Source organism: Halothiobacillus sp. DCM-1, assembly GCF_045689735.1.
In the GTDB taxonomy this organism is placed as follows: domain Bacteria; phylum Pseudomonadota; class Gammaproteobacteria; order Halothiobacillales; family Halothiobacillaceae; genus Halothiobacillus.
Map to the genome: position 1 here is coordinate 332,226 of NZ_CP142685.1, position 13,657 is coordinate 345,882.

Genomic DNA, 13,657 nt, shown 5'->3' on the forward strand with positions numbered 1-13,657 from the left:
ATACCGAGTCGCGCCGCATCGTGGCAGCGCGCGGGGTCTCCGTGATAAGGTTTGCCACAAATTTTTCACCAATGAATGAAACCTGAGCCCGTGCACGCCATGGATATTAGCCAAGCCATCGCCCACGCCGTTGATCGGCAATCCCTTTCCCGCACCGATATGCGTGCCGTGATGCGGCAGATCATGTCGGGCGGTGCCACCCCCGTGCAGGTGGCCGGATTCATGGTTGCCCTGCGCATGAAGGGCGAAACCGTGGACGAGATTACGGCGGCAGCCGAGGTGATGCGCGCCCTGGCTGTGGGGGTGGCGGTCGATGTGCCGCATCTCGTCGATATCGTTGGCACGGGGGGCGATGGCTCGGCGCTGTTCAATGTGTCGACCGCTTCCGGCTTTGTCGTTGCGGCGGCGGGCGGGCATGTCGCCAAACACGGCAACCGGTCGATCACCAGCAAATCCGGCAGCGCCGACATGCTGGAAGCGGCGGGCGTGGTGCTGGATATTCCTGCTGAATGCGTGGCCGAATGCGTGCGCGAACTGGGGGTTGGGTTCATGTTTGCGCCGAAACATCATGGCTCGATGCGTCATGCCGCCGTGCCGCGCAAGGAATTGGGGGTTCGTACCCTGTTCAATGTGCTCGGTCCTTTGACCAACCCGGCCAATGCCCCGTCGATGGTGCTCGGGGTATATGCCGAACACTGGCTGGAACCGCTGGCGGCGGTGATGCAGCAATTGGGTGCCCGGCATGTGCTGGTCGTGCACAGCCACGATGGCCTCGATGAGATCAGTCTGGCGGAAGCGACCGAGGTGGCCGAGTTACATCACGGGCAGATCTCGCGCTATCGCATTGCGCCGGAGGATTTCGGCCTGTCGCGTCAACCCCTGTCGAGCATGGTGGTCGATGGCCCGGTGCGTAGCGTGGCGCTGGTGCGCGCGGCGCTGGGTGGCGCGGGCGGCGCGCCGGCAGACATGATCGCGCTCAATGCGGGCGCGGCTATCTACGCGGCGGATTTGGCCGATTCGTTGGCCGTCGGTGTCGCGCGGGCGCGGGCGCTGCTCGAAACAGGCGCGCCGCTGGCAAAACTCGACGCCTTGATTGAAAAGACTCGCCGTTGCGCAGCGCAGGAGCCATCGGTATGACGACCCAGAGCCCCCCGTCGGCCAATCCGCCAGACATCCTCAAAAAGATTCTCGCCCGCAAGCAGGAAGAAGTGGCTGCCCGCCGGGTGACGCAGCCCGAATCCCTGCTGGAAGCGGCAATCCCGACCGTCGAGCCGCCGCGCGGATTTGTCGCGGCCTTGCGCCGAAAGATCGCGGCGGGCGATGCCGCCGTGATTGCCGAAATCAAAAAAGCCTCCCCCAGCCGGGGGGTACTGCGCGATCCATTCGATCCGCCGGTCATCGCCCGGCAATATGCCGCCGGTGGCGCGGCCTGCCTGTCCGTGTTGACCGATCACGATTTCTTCCAGGGGCATGAAGATTACCTGCGCGCGGCGCGTTCGGCCTGCGCCCTGCCGGTGTTGCGCAAGGATTTCATGACCGATGCCTATCAGGTGCTCGAAGCCCGCGCGCTCGGCGCCGACTGCATTCTGCTGATCGCCGCCGCGCTGGACGATGCGCGAATGGCCGATCTGCACCGGCAGGCGACCGCGCTCGGCATGGATGTGCTGGTCGAAGTGCACGACGCGCAGGAGCTTGAGCGCGCGCTGGCCTTGGGTATTTCGCTCGTTGGCATCAACAACCGCGATTTGCGCAGCTTCGCCGTGAGTCTGGAAACGACCCTGTGCCTGCTCGATCGCATCCCGCCCGAGGTGTTGGTCGTGACCGAAAGCGGTATCCTCACGGCAGCGGATGTGTCCTTGATGCGCACGCACGGCGTTCACGCTTTTCTGGTGGGCGAAGCCTTCATGCGGGCGCCGGATCCGGGCGTGGCCTTAATGCAACTGTTTGGAGCAACACGATGAAAGCACGGGTGAAATGGCTCGATGGCATGGCGTTTGTCGCCGAGGCGGATAGCGGTCACGGCATCGTTCTAGATGGCTCGCCAGAGATTGGCGGGCGCAACCTCGGTGCCCGGCCGATGGAAATGGTCTTGATGGGCTTGGGCGGCTGTACGGCCATCGATGTGATGATGATTCTCGGCAAGCAGCGCCAACCGGTGCAGGATTGCTGGATCGAATTACAGGCGGAACGCGCCGAAGTGGCCGCGCCCAAGGTGTTCACCAAGATTCATCTGCATTATGTCGTGGTGGGCGAGGGCGTGGAGGCCAAGCAGGTTGAGCGCGCCGTCAAGCTTTCGGCCGATAAATACTGCTCGGTTTCAGCGATGCTCAAAGAGAAGGTCGAGATCACCTACGACTTTGAAGTGCGCTCCGCAACCGGGAGCGAGACCGGCGCGTAATAGGCCAGCACCGGCGCCAAATTGGTGTAGTTCGGCACATCCGCCTCGATTTCCGCCCAATGCGGCGCAAAGGCCGCGTCGAACGCCGCCCGGCTGGTGTAGGTGAAGCGGCAAATCGCCGCCTCGGGCGCTTGGCTGCCCGGGGCTTCGCCACCGGCATCCGCCTCGACCGTGACCCCAAGCAATCCCGGTTGATCCGCCACCCGCGCCAACACCATTGGTAGGTGCTGCTGCGCGTAATAGTCCATATCGAACCAGCCACCGGGTGCGTGGGCATAGCTGATTTGAATCACGATCATGGAGTTTCTCCGGGCTATTGCATCGAGGAGGATGGCGCGGGCGGCAGCGCGGCGGCAATCCATTCGACAGGGTGTTTGACCGGCTGCTGCAAGCCTGCGCTCAAATGCGCGGCACAGCCGATATTGCAGGAAACGGCCGAAGCATCGAGCGCCGCGATTTCGGCGAGCAAGGGTGCCCGCAATGCGGCGGCTTCATCGGGATTCATGAGGGCGTGCATCCCGGCGGCGCCGCAGCAAAGGCGGTTGCTGGCCAGCGAATGCAGCGTCAGGCCGGGAATGCGGCGTAACAGCCGAGCCGTACTGCCCGACTGCTTCAATGCCCGCTGCTGACTGCAGGGCAGATGGACGGCAAGGGTGGCTGGGATGGGCGACAAGGCGGGCCAACGCTCATCGGGCATATCTGCGAGGAATTGCGTCAATTCGATCACCGGTACCTCAAACGATGCGCGCGCGAGTTCGACCGCGCAGGCCGTATTGATCACCACGATGGCCGCCAGATTGGGCGCGGTGGCGAATAGCGCCCGATTGGTTTCGCGCAAGGCCGCTGCCTGGGCGGGATCGCCGCCATGTTGATGCATCGCCCCGCAACAGGCTTGCTGCGGCGGTGTCCACACCACAAAGCCGAGCCGGTCGAGTACCTGTTCGGCGGCGCGACTGACATCCGCGCCGAGCGAACTGCCCATGCAGCCGATGAAGAGCGCCACGCAGGGGCGTTCCTGCGCCGGCTTTGGCGGCGTTTTTCGAGCCGTGACCGGATGGAGATAGGGGGGCGGCAGCGGTGAGGGCAGTGCGGCGGTGAGTCGTCCGCCCAAACGGCGCCAGAGGGGGGTAAGACGATCCAGCCCGTGAGCCAGCCAAGATAATCGCCCCATGCGTTGACGCTGGGAAAACACCACATCACGCAGCCAGCGCCACGGCTGCCGTTGACTGACGGGCACCGGTGTTTGCGACGCCAGCAGGGCGCGCGTGTCATCGATCAATGCCCCATACGGCACCTTGGATGGACAGGCTGCCTCACAGGCGCGGCAGGTCAGGCAGCCATCGAGCGATTCGAGAATCGATGCGTCTGCCGTCAACTGTCCCTCTGCCAGACCGAGCATCAGGCTGACCCGTCCGCGCGGGCCCTGCGCTTCATTTTGCTGTCGTGCAAAGGTGGGGCAGTGCGGCAGGCAAAGGCCGCACATCACACAACTCAGCGCGGACTGTTTGACTGTGGCCCAGTCTGGTTGGGGCGTTTCGGTACGATAGGGCTGATTCATACAGGCATCACATCATGCCTTGGGGGATGGGGCAAGCGGCGTTCAAAACAGAAAATTGCACGAGACGCTTGCAATTTTCAATTATTAGAGTATTCTAATCTCGTTAATTGCTGATTTTCCTTTGGTGGTTCTATTGCCGGCGCTTGCGCCGGTTTTTTTCTTTGGGGCTTTCTGGCTTAAAGTCGGAAATTGTCCTTGTCATCCCCCTGAGCTTTGGCTAGAATCGCCGCCTCTTTGAATCCAAAGCCACTTTTCTGCTTCGTTGGGAGCTTGAAATCTAATGAAAACTTTTTCTGCCAAGTCGGCTGAAGTCAAGCGCGACTGGTTCGTGATCGACGCCTCAGGCAAGACCCTGGGTCGCCTGGCGACGGAAGTCGCGCGTCGTCTGCGGGGTAAGCACAAAGCCGAGTTCACGCCGCATGTCGATACGGGTGATTACATCATCATCGTCAATGCCAAGGATGTAAAAGTCACGGGCAATAAGTCGCAAGACAAGATGTATCACTTCCACACCGGCTTTGTGGGGAACATGAAGCATTTCACCTTTGAAAAGCTCATCGAACGCTCCCCCGAGCGCGTGATCGAGCTGGCGGTCAAAGGCATGTTGCCGAAGAACCCCCTGGGTCGTGAAATGTACCGCAAGCTTAAGGTGTATGCCGGTAGCGAGCATAATCACGCGGCGCAGCAACCCAAGCCGCTTGAGATCTGATCGGAGAATCATCATGGCAGTCACCCAAAATTACGGTACCGGCCGTCGCAAAACCTCAGCGGCTCGGGTGTTCCTGCGCCCAGGCAATGGCGCAATCACCATCAACGGCAAATCGATTGACGACTTCTTTGGTCGTGAGACTGCACGCATGGTCGTGCGTCAGCCGTTGGAGCTTCTGGAAGTCGGTAACCGTTTCGATGTATTCGTCACCGTCGCCGGGGGTGGCCCCAGCGGTCAGTCTGGCGCGATCCGCCATGGGCTGACCCGTGCCCTGATCGAATTTGACGAATCATTCCGCGGCAAGCTGCGCGAAGCAGGGTTTGTGACCCGCGATGCGCGGGAAGTCGAGCGGAAGAAAGTCGGTTTGCGCAAAGCCCGCCGCGCGGTGCAGTTCTCCAAGCGCTGATCCTTTCTCGCGGCTCGAAGCCCAAAGCGAACAACCCCCGGCAATTGTCGGGGGTTTTCGTTTTTTTCACTCCGGACTTGAGTTGTGTTGGATCCAGTCTGCCCCTGGGCTGCGTTCGAGACTTCTTTCTGGCTTGCTGATCGGGGGCTATGTGAATGTTCCTATCGCCTGAGGCTCAGCCGCCGACAGTCCGCGTAGCGGGATGGCGGTCGGCTGCAGCGATTTGTTGAGCACCAGCGCCCACTTGCGCGAGAATGAACGCTACGCGCTCCTGAACCGAAACCTTTGGCAAAACGCAAGTTTCGTACCCTGATTGAACATACGCTGCGATTGTTGGCACATAGGACTTGGCAGCCCTGTCGAAGCTATGTGTGCGCTCGTGATCGCGCACGTAAATCTCTGGCCACGGCTCTGCCACGAATACCGTTCTGGCATAACGGCACTGTGCAGCTACTTGGCAATTCGACTCGCTTGAGTTCAAAAGCCGTAGCCATTCGGGGATGCCGCGATCAAAGAACACAGGTGTTTGGAGAGACTTGGCCACTTCATAGTCTTGGATGCTGCGGGCAAGAACTGCTTCCATGAATGCAGTGCGATCCGTTATAGGTAGAGTTTTGCCATTGCACCCCAATTGTTCGCGCATGAAGGCTAATGCTGCTTCTGGAACGGTGGAGTATCCCAGCTCGCCCAGCGCAGCTATGAGTGTTGATTTACCAGATCCAGACGCGCCGGTGATGACGTGAAAATGTTGGTTACTCATGATACAGCTTCTGCCCAGCGCCTTATGGGAACCCGTAGTGCTCGTAAGGAGCAAGAAATCCGATATTGCCGACTCGTGCGATAGGCCATAACATCACTAAGTTTGTGGTTATTTCAGGCCAAGCCACTGCGCCACGAGCGGTGCGTGGCTGTGCAGCAGGTACCAGGCTGTGACTCCGAATCCTGCGGCGATGAGAAAGGCAATCCAGCCGGCAAAGCGCGGGTTGGGATTGAGCACTTTTTCATCGGCTTGCAGTCTGCGCTGGCCGGTGATCATCGCCTGCACCAGCGGTTCTTTTTTCTTGAATTGATAAAACGCGATGGCCACGAGATGCAGGGCGATCAACGCCAGCAACACATAAAAATTGATTTGGTGGATCGCACTCATCAGATCCTGCATTCGTTCGGAAACATAATCGGACAAGGGGCCTTCGTTGTAGATCTGGTCATTGGCAAAGAGTCCGGTGACCAGTTGTACGAGGATTGAGGTGAGCATGGCCAGCACAGACAGGGCGCCCAGCGGATTATGACCCAGCCAGACGCCGGTTTTGGGTTGCTTGAGATAGGCAAGAATACTGCGCGGGCATTTGACGAACTGCGTAAAACGCGCGGTGTCGCTGCCGATGACGCCCCAGACCAGACGAAATACGATCAGTCCCAGCAGCGCCAGGCCGATCGCCATATGCAGGCCGAGCCGGTCGAGGACATCGGCGGTCAGCCACATGGCGAAAATTCCGATGACCAGCAGCCAGTGAAACAGGCGGATGGGCAGATCCCAGACTTTGATATGGCGCGGCTTGGCGGGGGTGGGGTTGGACACGGTGTTCTCCCGGTGAAACGAATGAATAGATTGGATAAGAGAAAGCGCTGATTTATCCAGCGCTTCCGGTTTGGGTCAAGGATGCCTCAAGGCGAGAATGACGCAAGTCGTTGGGTTTTTCGCGCCCTTGGGCACCCTTGATTCTGGCTTATTTGCCGAGCAACTGCTCAAGGATCGCCGGGTTCTCTAGGGTGGAGACATCCCCTTGCGGCAGTTCGCCGATGGCAATACCGCGCAGCAGGCGGCGCATGATCTTGCCGGAGCGGGTTTTGGGCAGGTTGTCGCCGAAGCGGATGTCGTCCGGTTTGGCGATGGGGCCGATTTGTTCGGCCACCCAGTCGCGCAGGGTATTGACCATGGCCTCGGCCTCGGCACCCTGCGGGCGCTCGCCCTTGCAGACGACGAAGGCGACGACCGCCTCGCCTTTGATCTCATGCGGTTTGCCGACCACAGCCGCTTCGGCGACTTTGGGATGGGCGACCAGGGCGGATTCGATTTCCATGGTGCCGAGGCGATGGCCGGAGACATTCAGCACATCGTCGATGCGCCCCATGATCCAGAAATAGCCATCGTCATCGCGCCGAGCGGAATCCCCCGCGAGGTAGTAGCCCTTGAGTTTTTCGGGGAAATAGCTGCGCGCGAAGCGGGCGTCATCGCCCCAGATGGTGCGGATCATCGACGGCCAGGGTTTTTTGATGACGAGATTGCCGCCCTGGTTGTGACCGACCGGGTTGCCTTCGTCATCGACGATGTCGGCGATGATGCCGGGCAGGGGCAGGGTGCAGGAGCCCGGTTTGGTGGCGATCGCGCCGGGCAGTGGGGCGATCATGTGCGCGCCGGTTTCGGTTTGCCACCAGGTGTCGGCGATCGGGCAGCGCTCAGCGCCGATCACGCGGTGATACCACATCCAGGCTTCCGGATTGATGGGCTCGCCCACCGTGCCGAGCAGCCGCAGGCTGGTGAGATCGTATTGCGCTGGAATGGCATCCCCGAGTTTCATCAGCGCGCGAATGGCCGTGGGCGCGGTGTAGAACACGCTCACCTTGTGCCGCTCGATCATCTGCCAGAAGCGGCCGCCATCGGGATAAGACGGGATACCCTCGAACATCACCTGGGTGACGCCGAGCGCCAGCGGCCCGTAGGTGACATAGCTGTGGCCGGTGATCCAGCCCACATCCGCCGTACACCAGTACACATCGTCGTCGGTGAGATCGAACACCCAGGCATTGGTCATGCAGGCGTTGACGAGAAAACCGCCGGTGCTGTGCTGCACGCCCTTCGGTTTGCCCGTCGAGCCGGAGGTGTAGAGTAAAAATAACGGGTGTTCGGCCTCGACCATGACCGGCGGGCAGGTGCTGGGTTGGGCGGCGGTCAGGGTGGCCCAGGCAATATCCCGACCTTCGGTCAGGCAGGCGTTGCCAATTCGTTCGTACACCACCACTTTTTCGACGGAGGGGCAGCCAGCTTCGATCGCTTTATCCACCGCAGCTTTGAGCGGCACGGCGCGGCCGCCGCGCATCCCGCCATCGGCGGTGATGATCAGTCGAGCGCCGGTATCGTTGATCCGGTCGCGCAGCGCCTCGGCGGAAAAGCCGCCGAACACCACGGAGTGAATCGCCCCGATGCGCGCGCAGGCGAGCATGGCGATGGACGCTTCGGGAATCATCGGCATGTAGATGATGACGCGATCGCCCTGGGCGATGCCGAGCGAGCGGAGGCCGTTGGCCAGTTGGGCGACCTGATCATGCAATTGTTGATAGCTGATATGGCGCACGCTGCCGTCATCCGCTTCGGCGATGAGCGCGATCTTGTTCGCCTTGGTGGGCAGATGGCGGTCGATGCAGTTGACGGAGGCATTCAGCCGCCCTTCGGTGAACCAGCGGTAGTGCGGTGCGCGGTGGGCATCCAGCACGGTGGAGAACGGAGTGTCCCAAGTGACGAATTCGCGGGCGAGCCGTGCCCAGAACCCTTCATAATCCGCCTCGGCTTCCGCAACCAGGCGATCATAGGCGGCCTTGCTGTCAATGCGCGCCCGGGCAGAAAAAGCGGGGTTCGGCGGGAAAATTCGGTTTTCCGTTAAGATAGATTCCAGATTGCTCATCGTAAAACTCTTGCGCGGCGCGGTAAAAACGAGTGTAGTGAATCACGCTTGTTGGTACATTCAGCGAGTCCCTGAGTAGTCAGCCGCAAGGCGTGGTTTCGCAGGAATAGCCGGGACTATTTCAAGAAACCGCAACGCAGCGGATGGCCGCTCAGGGGCTCGCCCGCAGGGAGCCACCCCAAGACGCCATGACGGCGTTGCGGCGTTTGACCATAGAGCCCACTATGGCCTGCACACCGCGCCTTGTCCTGGCATCTTGGAGCGGCTCTGAAAGTGCCAGCAAGCGTGATTCACTACACTGGGCAGTGATTCTGCCAAAAGCCGCCCGATTAAGGAAACGCCGCGCGGCGCTGGAAAAACGAAATGTCTGATGATTCCCTGCCGGGCTTCCGCCCGATGGCGCTGCATGCGCTGCTGATCGATGCCTTGGCGGCGCCGGAGTCGGCGGTGCCGATCATGATCTGGGGCGCGCCGGGCATCGGCAAATCGGCGATCGTTCGCCAAGCCGCTGCCGCCTGTGGTGTGCCGGTGATCGACCTCCGGCTCTCCCAGCTCGAACCGACTGATCTGCGCGGCATTCCCGTGCATGAGCAGGGGCGTGTGCGTTGGGTGCCGCCCGATGAATTGCCGCAGGCGGAACGGGATGGTGCCCGGGGTGTTCTGTTTCTCGATGAAATCAATGCGGCACCACCGCCAGTCGCGGCCAGTGCCTATCAGTTGATTCTCGACCGGCGTCTGGGCGCGTATGCCTTGCCCCCCGGCTGGATTCTCGTCGCGGCGGGCAATCGCTTGAGCGACCACGGCATTACCTTTGTCATGCCTGCGCCGCTGGCGAACCGGTTCATGCACCTCTCGCTGGTCGTGGCGGTGGAACAATGGCTCGACTGGGCGCAGTCGGCGGGGATCGATCAGCGCATCCAGGCGTTTGTGCGCGCCGAGCCGCAGTGGCTGAGTGTTTTCCCGGCCGATGCCGACACCGTCGCCTTCCCCAGCCCGCGCAGTTGGGCATTTGCCAGCCGGATGCTCGCCGCGCATGAGGACTGGAGCGATTCGGCAGAAGCCTTGGTGGCCGGATGCGTTGGCAAGCAGGCCGCCGCCGCCCTCGCGCAGTGGGTGGCGGGTACGGGGGCGGTACGGCGCTGGTTGACCGATGAAAATGCCTTTCCCGCCGGGATGCCGCTGGAGGCACAGATCGAGGCCAGTCGGGCGATTCTGAGCGCCGTGCGTGCCGGGTCGCTGTCGCTGGCGGAAGCCCTTGCACTGGCGGAACGACTGCCCGAGCCGCCGCTCGCCTTTGGTCTGGTCGAGCAATTGCACGAACTCGCGGGGGATCGCCTCTTCGATGAACCGGCGTTTTCTGCCTGGGTGGCCGCCCGGGGCGATCAGTTGCCTCCGGGGATGGAGGGCTGACGGTGCGCTGGCAGGCCACCCTCGCCGCCTTGCAGGCAGAGTATCCCGCCTTGATGCGCGCATTGCCGCGCCGCGTGCATTGGGCCGCGCAGGGGGCGGGCGTGGGGCTATCGGCCGAAGCCGTGGTGCTGCGCCGCGACTGGCTTGATCGGGTGGATACTGCCCAACTGCGGGCGGCCGCACTGCATCTTGCCGCGCATGCGGCGTTGGGGCACCGCCCTTGGCGCGTCGGGCGGGCACCGGTTTCTGCCGCGCTGGATGACGCGGTGCAGCAATTACTGCGGGGGCTGGCCGTGCCGGAGCCGTTGCTGTCCTGGCGGGGCGATCATCACGGCACTTGGCCGGGGGTGCCGGTGACCGAGCCGGGCGATGCGTGGATGGCGCGACCCGATGCGCTGCGCCGGTCGGCTGAAACGGCGCGGGCGGACGGCGGGGACGAGGCCAATCCCGGTGAGATCGCGCCACCGCGACCGACGGCAACGGAGGATCTGGCCGCCGCGCCACAGTCTGCGGGGCGCGGCGCGGGCGCGGGTCGTGGCTCGGCGGGGAGGCCGCCGCCGACTAGCCCGACCGATTGGCGCGCGCTGTTGCGCCTGTGGTTGACCCGTCGGGCGTATCTTCGCTGGCAATTCGACCGTCCATCACGCCGTGCCGTGCCGCCGGTGTTGCTGCCAAGGCTCGGCGGTCGGCAGCTTGCGCTGGTGCTGGCGGTCGATGTGAGTGGTTCGATTGATCCGGTCTGGATCGCGCAGTTCCTGATGGAAGCCGAGCGGTTGCGTGGGCAGTTTCCCATGTCCTTGCGGCTGGTTACCTGCGACAACCGCATTCACGAAGACCGCCCATGGAATTCGATGCCCCGCATCGATGGCTTTGCGGGTGGTGGCGGGACGGATTTCCGCCCCGTGTTTGCGCGGGTGGCCGAGGATGCGGCGGTCGATGCGCTGGTGTATTGCACGGATCTGTTCGGCACCTGGCCTGTGCATCCGCCCCGTTTCCCGGTATTTTGGCTCGTGCCGCAACAGGCGGGGGGCGGGCAACGCCCCATGCCGCCGTTTGGCACCGTGTTGTGGATGAATGCGGCATGAATCCGGCTCAACCCGACCCCGTATCGCCGCAAGACGCGGCGCTGATCGATGCCTTCGTGCAGGCGCTCTGGCTGGAAGAAGGCTTGAGCACGCACACCCAATCGGCGTACCGCAGCGATCTGCGTTTGACGGCTCGCGCCCTGCCTTGCCCTTTGTGGCAAGCCGAGGCGACGGCTTTGGGGCTTGTGCTCTCCGCGCGGCTCAATACCGGGCAAACCAGCCGCTCCGTTGCGCGTCAGCGCGCCGCCTTGCGGCGGTTTTTTGCCTGGTTGCGCCGCGAAGGGCATCGGGCGGATGACCCGATGACGAGCATTCCGGCACCGCGTCTGCCGCGCGCCTTGCCGCAGAGTTTGACCGAGGCGGAAGTCGAACGGCTGCTGCAGGCGCCGGTCGTGACCGAGGTCTTGGGTTTGCGCGATCGTGCCATGCTGGAGCTGTTGTATGCCACCGGCTTACGGGTTTCGGAACTGATCGGCCTGTCCTTCGGTCAGATTAGCTTGGCGCAGGGGGTGGTGCGGGTGACCGGCAAGGGCAATAAAGATCGGCTCGTTCCCTTGGGCGACGAGGCGGCACACTGGCTGGCGCGTTATCTGCAGACGGCGCGCCCGGCCTTGCTTGGGTCGCGACAGACTGCGAGCGTGTTCGTGACCGAGCGCGGTGAGGCGATGACCCGTCAGGCGTTCTGGTATCGCATCAAGGCGCATGCCCGCCAGGCCGGTTTGTCGCAGTTGCCCTCACCCCACACCCTGCGTCACGCGTTTGCCACGCACCTGCTGAATCACGGCGCGGATTTGCGCGCGTTGCAGATGTTGCTTGGCCATGCGGATTTATCGACGACCCAGATTTACACCCATGTGGCCACGGCGCGTTTGAAAATGCTGCATGCCGCCCACCATCCCCGGGGATAGGCTATGCTTGTCCACCGATTTGACCGAGCCCGCCAGAGAGACTTTATGAAGCGCTTTTTTTCCATGACCGCCCAAACCCTTACCCTGGCTCTGGCTTGTTCGATGGCCGCCGTGCCCGTAGTTTTGGCCGATGCAGCGGCCGATGAGCAGGCCATCCGATCGAGCCTTGCCCAAAACATGCCGGATCTGCCGATCCAGAGCGTCACGCCCACGCCGGTCAAGGGCTTGTACCAAGTGATCTCGGGCGGTCAGATTGCGTATGTCACGGCCGATGGTCAGTTTCTGCTGGCGGGCAGTCTGCTCGATCTCAAAAACCATGTGAATCTGACCGAGCAGGTGCGCGATAAACAGCGCCTGGAACTGCTCAAAACCGTACCGGCCAGCCACAAAATCATTTTCCCGGCCACCGGCGCCAAAAAAGGCTCACTCACCATTCTGACCGATCCGACTTGCCCGTTCTGTGAAAAACTGCACCGCGAAGTGCCCGCGTTGCAGGCGGCCGGAATCGAGGTGCAGGCCATTCTCACCCCGCGTGCGGGCGCCGGTTCGCCCGGTTATGTGGAATCCTCGCAGGTGATGTGCAGCAAGCAGCCGGCGGCAATGCTCGATCAGGCGATGGCACGCAAGCCGTTATCGGGGGACGCCTGTCAAAACAAACTGGTCGAAGACAACATGGCGCTGGCCGAGCAGCTCGGGATGAGCGGTACGCCGTACATCATTCTGCCGGACGGCTCCGCTGTGCCGGGTTATCGCCCTGCGGCCATGTTGATTCCGATCGTGACTGGACAGACGGCTGGGAAATAATCCGGCGCACCCTTCGGCAAAAAAGCGGGTACCTCGAAAAACCGACTGAACGAGAAGCTGGCGTAAGCCCGCGTCTCGCCTATCTGATTGTTAGGCCGAACACAAAGGGAACAAATGAACACACGCAATTTACTCGTTCTGCCAGATGATTTGCCTGTCCCTGAAGATGATGGTGCATGTGCCCATCTGGAAGGGATGAATATACCTACCATCGCCCTGACAGGAACTTCAGGTGCCCAGATAAATCTTGGGCTTGAAGGCGGAATATCCGTCGTGTACTTCTACCCCATGACCGGGAGGCCGGATGCACCTCCGATGGTTGGCTGGAACGAAATCCCTGGCGCAAGAGGATGCACTCCACAATCCTGTTCATTTCGTGACCATCACTCGGATCTTCTCAATTTAGGGGCCAAGGTATATGGCGTCAGTTCGCAATCATCGGAAGACCAGAAAGAAGCGGTTCAGCGCCTCCATTTGCCTTTTGAGTTATTGAGCGACAGTCGTTTTGAGCTGGCAACCGCATTGAGGCTGCCTACCTTCAAATACAACGCCTTACGCCTCATCAAAAGGCTCACCCTCATAATTAAAAACGGTTCGATACACAAAGTGTTCTATCCGGTTTTTCCGCCACACGAGAATGCGGCTAATGTCATTGCTTGGCTTCAGAAAAACGATGCCTGACACTGCATTCCACCCGAC

Annotated in this window: 15 protein-coding genes; 10 read left to right on the plus strand and 5 right to left on the minus strand. The window is 61.7% G+C overall.

What is annotated here, in order from left to right; translation table 11 throughout:
* Nucleotides 1–99: 99 nt before the first annotated feature.
* Genes trpD through VOI35_RS01670 form a run of 3 tightly spaced genes read left to right on the plus strand, consistent with a single transcriptional unit; the run spans nucleotide 100 to nucleotide 2,398 of the window.
* On the plus strand, nucleotides 100–1,137 hold the full coding sequence (gene trpD / locus VOI35_RS01660) for an anthranilate phosphoribosyltransferase (RefSeq protein ID WP_407276168.1): 1,038 nt from the start codon (nucleotides 100–102) through the stop codon (nucleotides 1,135–1,137).
* Nucleotides 1,134–1,961: an indole-3-glycerol phosphate synthase TrpC gene (gene trpC, locus VOI35_RS01665; protein WP_407276169.1), complete on the plus strand. Its 828-nt coding sequence runs from the start codon at nucleotides 1,134–1,136 to the stop codon at nucleotides 1,959–1,961. Before trpD ends, trpC begins: the two co-directional genes overlap by 4 nt.
* Nucleotides 1,958–2,398, plus strand: coding sequence for an OsmC family protein (locus VOI35_RS01670; protein ID WP_407276170.1), 441 nt, complete (start codon nucleotides 1,958–1,960; stop codon nucleotides 2,396–2,398). The genes trpC and VOI35_RS01670 overlap by 4 nt, the downstream gene beginning before the upstream one ends.
* Here VOI35_RS01670 and VOI35_RS01675 read toward each other — a convergent pair.
* Together VOI35_RS01675 and VOI35_RS01680 are read right to left on the minus strand one after the other, a co-directional pair.
* On the minus strand, nucleotides 2,350–2,697 hold the full coding sequence (locus tag VOI35_RS01675) for an EthD family reductase (protein WP_407276171.1): 348 nt from the start codon (nucleotides 2,695–2,697) through the stop codon (nucleotides 2,350–2,352). The two genes, VOI35_RS01670 and VOI35_RS01675, sit on opposite strands and share 49 nt — an antisense overlap.
* Nucleotides 2,698–2,711: 14 nt before the next feature.
* Nucleotides 2,712–3,956 carry a (Fe-S)-binding protein gene (locus VOI35_RS01680; protein WP_407276172.1) on the minus strand — a complete coding sequence of 415 codons (1,245 nt, stop codon included), beginning with the start codon at nucleotides 3,954–3,956 and terminating at the stop codon, nucleotides 2,712–2,714.
* A 280-nt stretch (nucleotides 3,957–4,236) separates the two neighbouring features.
* Here VOI35_RS01680 and rplM point away from each other — a divergent pair, with 280 nt between their 5' ends.
* Both rplM and rpsI read left to right on the plus strand, forming a co-directional pair.
* Nucleotides 4,237–4,665 carry a 50S ribosomal protein L13 gene (rplM, locus tag VOI35_RS01685; RefSeq protein ID WP_407276173.1) on the plus strand — a complete coding sequence of 143 codons (429 nt, stop codon included), beginning with the start codon at nucleotides 4,237–4,239 and terminating at the stop codon, nucleotides 4,663–4,665.
* A 13-nt stretch (nucleotides 4,666–4,678) separates the two neighbouring features.
* Complete coding sequence (gene rpsI / locus VOI35_RS01690) at nucleotides 4,679–5,071, plus strand: 30S ribosomal protein S9 (protein ID WP_407276174.1); 393 nt, start codon at nucleotides 4,679–4,681, stop codon at nucleotides 5,069–5,071.
* 175 nt (nucleotides 5,072–5,246) lie between these two features.
* On the opposite strand, the gene VOI35_RS01695 is transcribed toward rpsI, so the two are convergent.
* The 3 genes from VOI35_RS01695 to acs all read right to left on the minus strand — a co-directional run bounded on the left by VOI35_RS01695 (nucleotide 5,247) and on the right by acs (nucleotide 8,751).
* A complete protein-coding gene (locus VOI35_RS01695; protein WP_407276175.1) occupies nucleotides 5,247–5,831 on the minus strand; it encodes an AAA family ATPase in 585 nt (194 codons plus the stop codon).
* Nucleotides 5,832–5,939: 108 nt separating this feature from the next.
* Nucleotides 5,940–6,650, minus strand: a complete 711-nt coding sequence (locus VOI35_RS01700; RefSeq protein WP_407276176.1) for a cytochrome b/b6 domain-containing protein — start codon at nucleotides 6,648–6,650, stop codon at nucleotides 5,940–5,942.
* Between the two features lie 148 nt (nucleotides 6,651–6,798).
* Nucleotides 6,799–8,751: an acetate--CoA ligase gene (gene acs / locus VOI35_RS01705; RefSeq protein ID WP_407276177.1), complete on the minus strand. Its 1,953-nt coding sequence runs from the start codon at nucleotides 8,749–8,751 to the stop codon at nucleotides 6,799–6,801.
* A 363-nt stretch (nucleotides 8,752–9,114) separates the two neighbouring features.
* Here acs and VOI35_RS01710 point away from each other — a divergent pair, with 363 nt between their 5' ends.
* The 5 genes from VOI35_RS01710 to VOI35_RS01730 all read left to right on the plus strand — a co-directional run bounded on the left by VOI35_RS01710 (nucleotide 9,115) and on the right by VOI35_RS01730 (nucleotide 13,639).
* A complete protein-coding gene (locus VOI35_RS01710) occupies nucleotides 9,115–10,161 on the plus strand; it encodes an AAA family ATPase (protein ID WP_407276178.1) in 1,047 nt (348 codons plus the stop codon).
* A gap of 2 nt (nucleotides 10,162–10,163) precedes the next feature.
* A complete protein-coding gene (locus VOI35_RS01715; protein ID WP_407276179.1) occupies nucleotides 10,164–11,246 on the plus strand; it encodes a VWA-like domain-containing protein in 1,083 nt (360 codons plus the stop codon).
* Nucleotides 11,243–12,154, plus strand: coding sequence for a site-specific tyrosine recombinase XerD (gene xerD, locus VOI35_RS01720; RefSeq protein ID WP_407276180.1), 912 nt, complete (start codon nucleotides 11,243–11,245; stop codon nucleotides 12,152–12,154). Before VOI35_RS01715 ends, xerD begins: the two co-directional genes overlap by 4 nt.
* 63 nt (nucleotides 12,155–12,217) lie before the next feature.
* Nucleotides 12,218–12,958, plus strand: coding sequence for a DsbC family protein (locus tag VOI35_RS01725; RefSeq protein WP_407276181.1), 741 nt, complete (start codon nucleotides 12,218–12,220; stop codon nucleotides 12,956–12,958).
* Nucleotides 12,959–13,072: 114 nt separating this feature from the next.
* Nucleotides 13,073–13,639 carry a peroxiredoxin gene (locus VOI35_RS01730; RefSeq protein ID WP_407276182.1) on the plus strand — a complete coding sequence of 189 codons (567 nt, stop codon included), beginning with the start codon at nucleotides 13,073–13,075 and terminating at the stop codon, nucleotides 13,637–13,639.
* Nucleotides 13,640–13,657: the final 18 nt, after the last annotated feature.

Coding starts and splice junctions, on each gene's coding strand:
- rpsI (WP_407276174.1), top strand. CDS start 4,679: ATGGCAGTCACCCAAAATTACGGTACCGGCCGTCGCAAAACCTCAGCG.
- VOI35_RS01710 (WP_407276178.1), top strand. CDS start 9,115: ATGTCTGATGATTCCCTGCCGGGCTTCCGCCCGATGGCGCTGCATGCG.
- acs (WP_407276177.1), bottom strand. CDS start 8,751: ATGAGCAATCTGGAATCTATCTTAACGGAAAACCGAATTTTCCCGCCG.
- VOI35_RS01675 (WP_407276171.1), bottom strand. CDS start 2,697: ATGATCGTGATTCAAATCAGCTATGCCCACGCACCCGGTGGCTGGTTC.
- rplM (WP_407276173.1), top strand. CDS start 4,237: ATGAAAACTTTTTCTGCCAAGTCGGCTGAAGTCAAGCGCGACTGGTTC.
- VOI35_RS01680 (WP_407276172.1), bottom strand. CDS start 3,956: ATGAATCAGCCCTATCGTACCGAAACGCCCCAACCAGACTGGGCCACA.
- trpC (WP_407276169.1), top strand. CDS start 1,134: ATGACGACCCAGAGCCCCCCGTCGGCCAATCCGCCAGACATCCTCAAA.
- VOI35_RS01730 (WP_407276182.1), top strand. CDS start 13,073: ATGAACACACGCAATTTACTCGTTCTGCCAGATGATTTGCCTGTCCCT.
- VOI35_RS01725 (WP_407276181.1), top strand. CDS start 12,218: ATGACCGCCCAAACCCTTACCCTGGCTCTGGCTTGTTCGATGGCCGCC.
- VOI35_RS01695 (WP_407276175.1), bottom strand. CDS start 5,831: ATGAGTAACCAACATTTTCACGTCATCACCGGCGCGTCTGGATCTGGT.
- xerD (WP_407276180.1), top strand. CDS start 11,243: ATGAATCCGGCTCAACCCGACCCCGTATCGCCGCAAGACGCGGCGCTG.
- VOI35_RS01670 (WP_407276170.1), top strand. CDS start 1,958: ATGAAAGCACGGGTGAAATGGCTCGATGGCATGGCGTTTGTCGCCGAG.
- trpD (WP_407276168.1), top strand. CDS start 100: ATGGATATTAGCCAAGCCATCGCCCACGCCGTTGATCGGCAATCCCTT.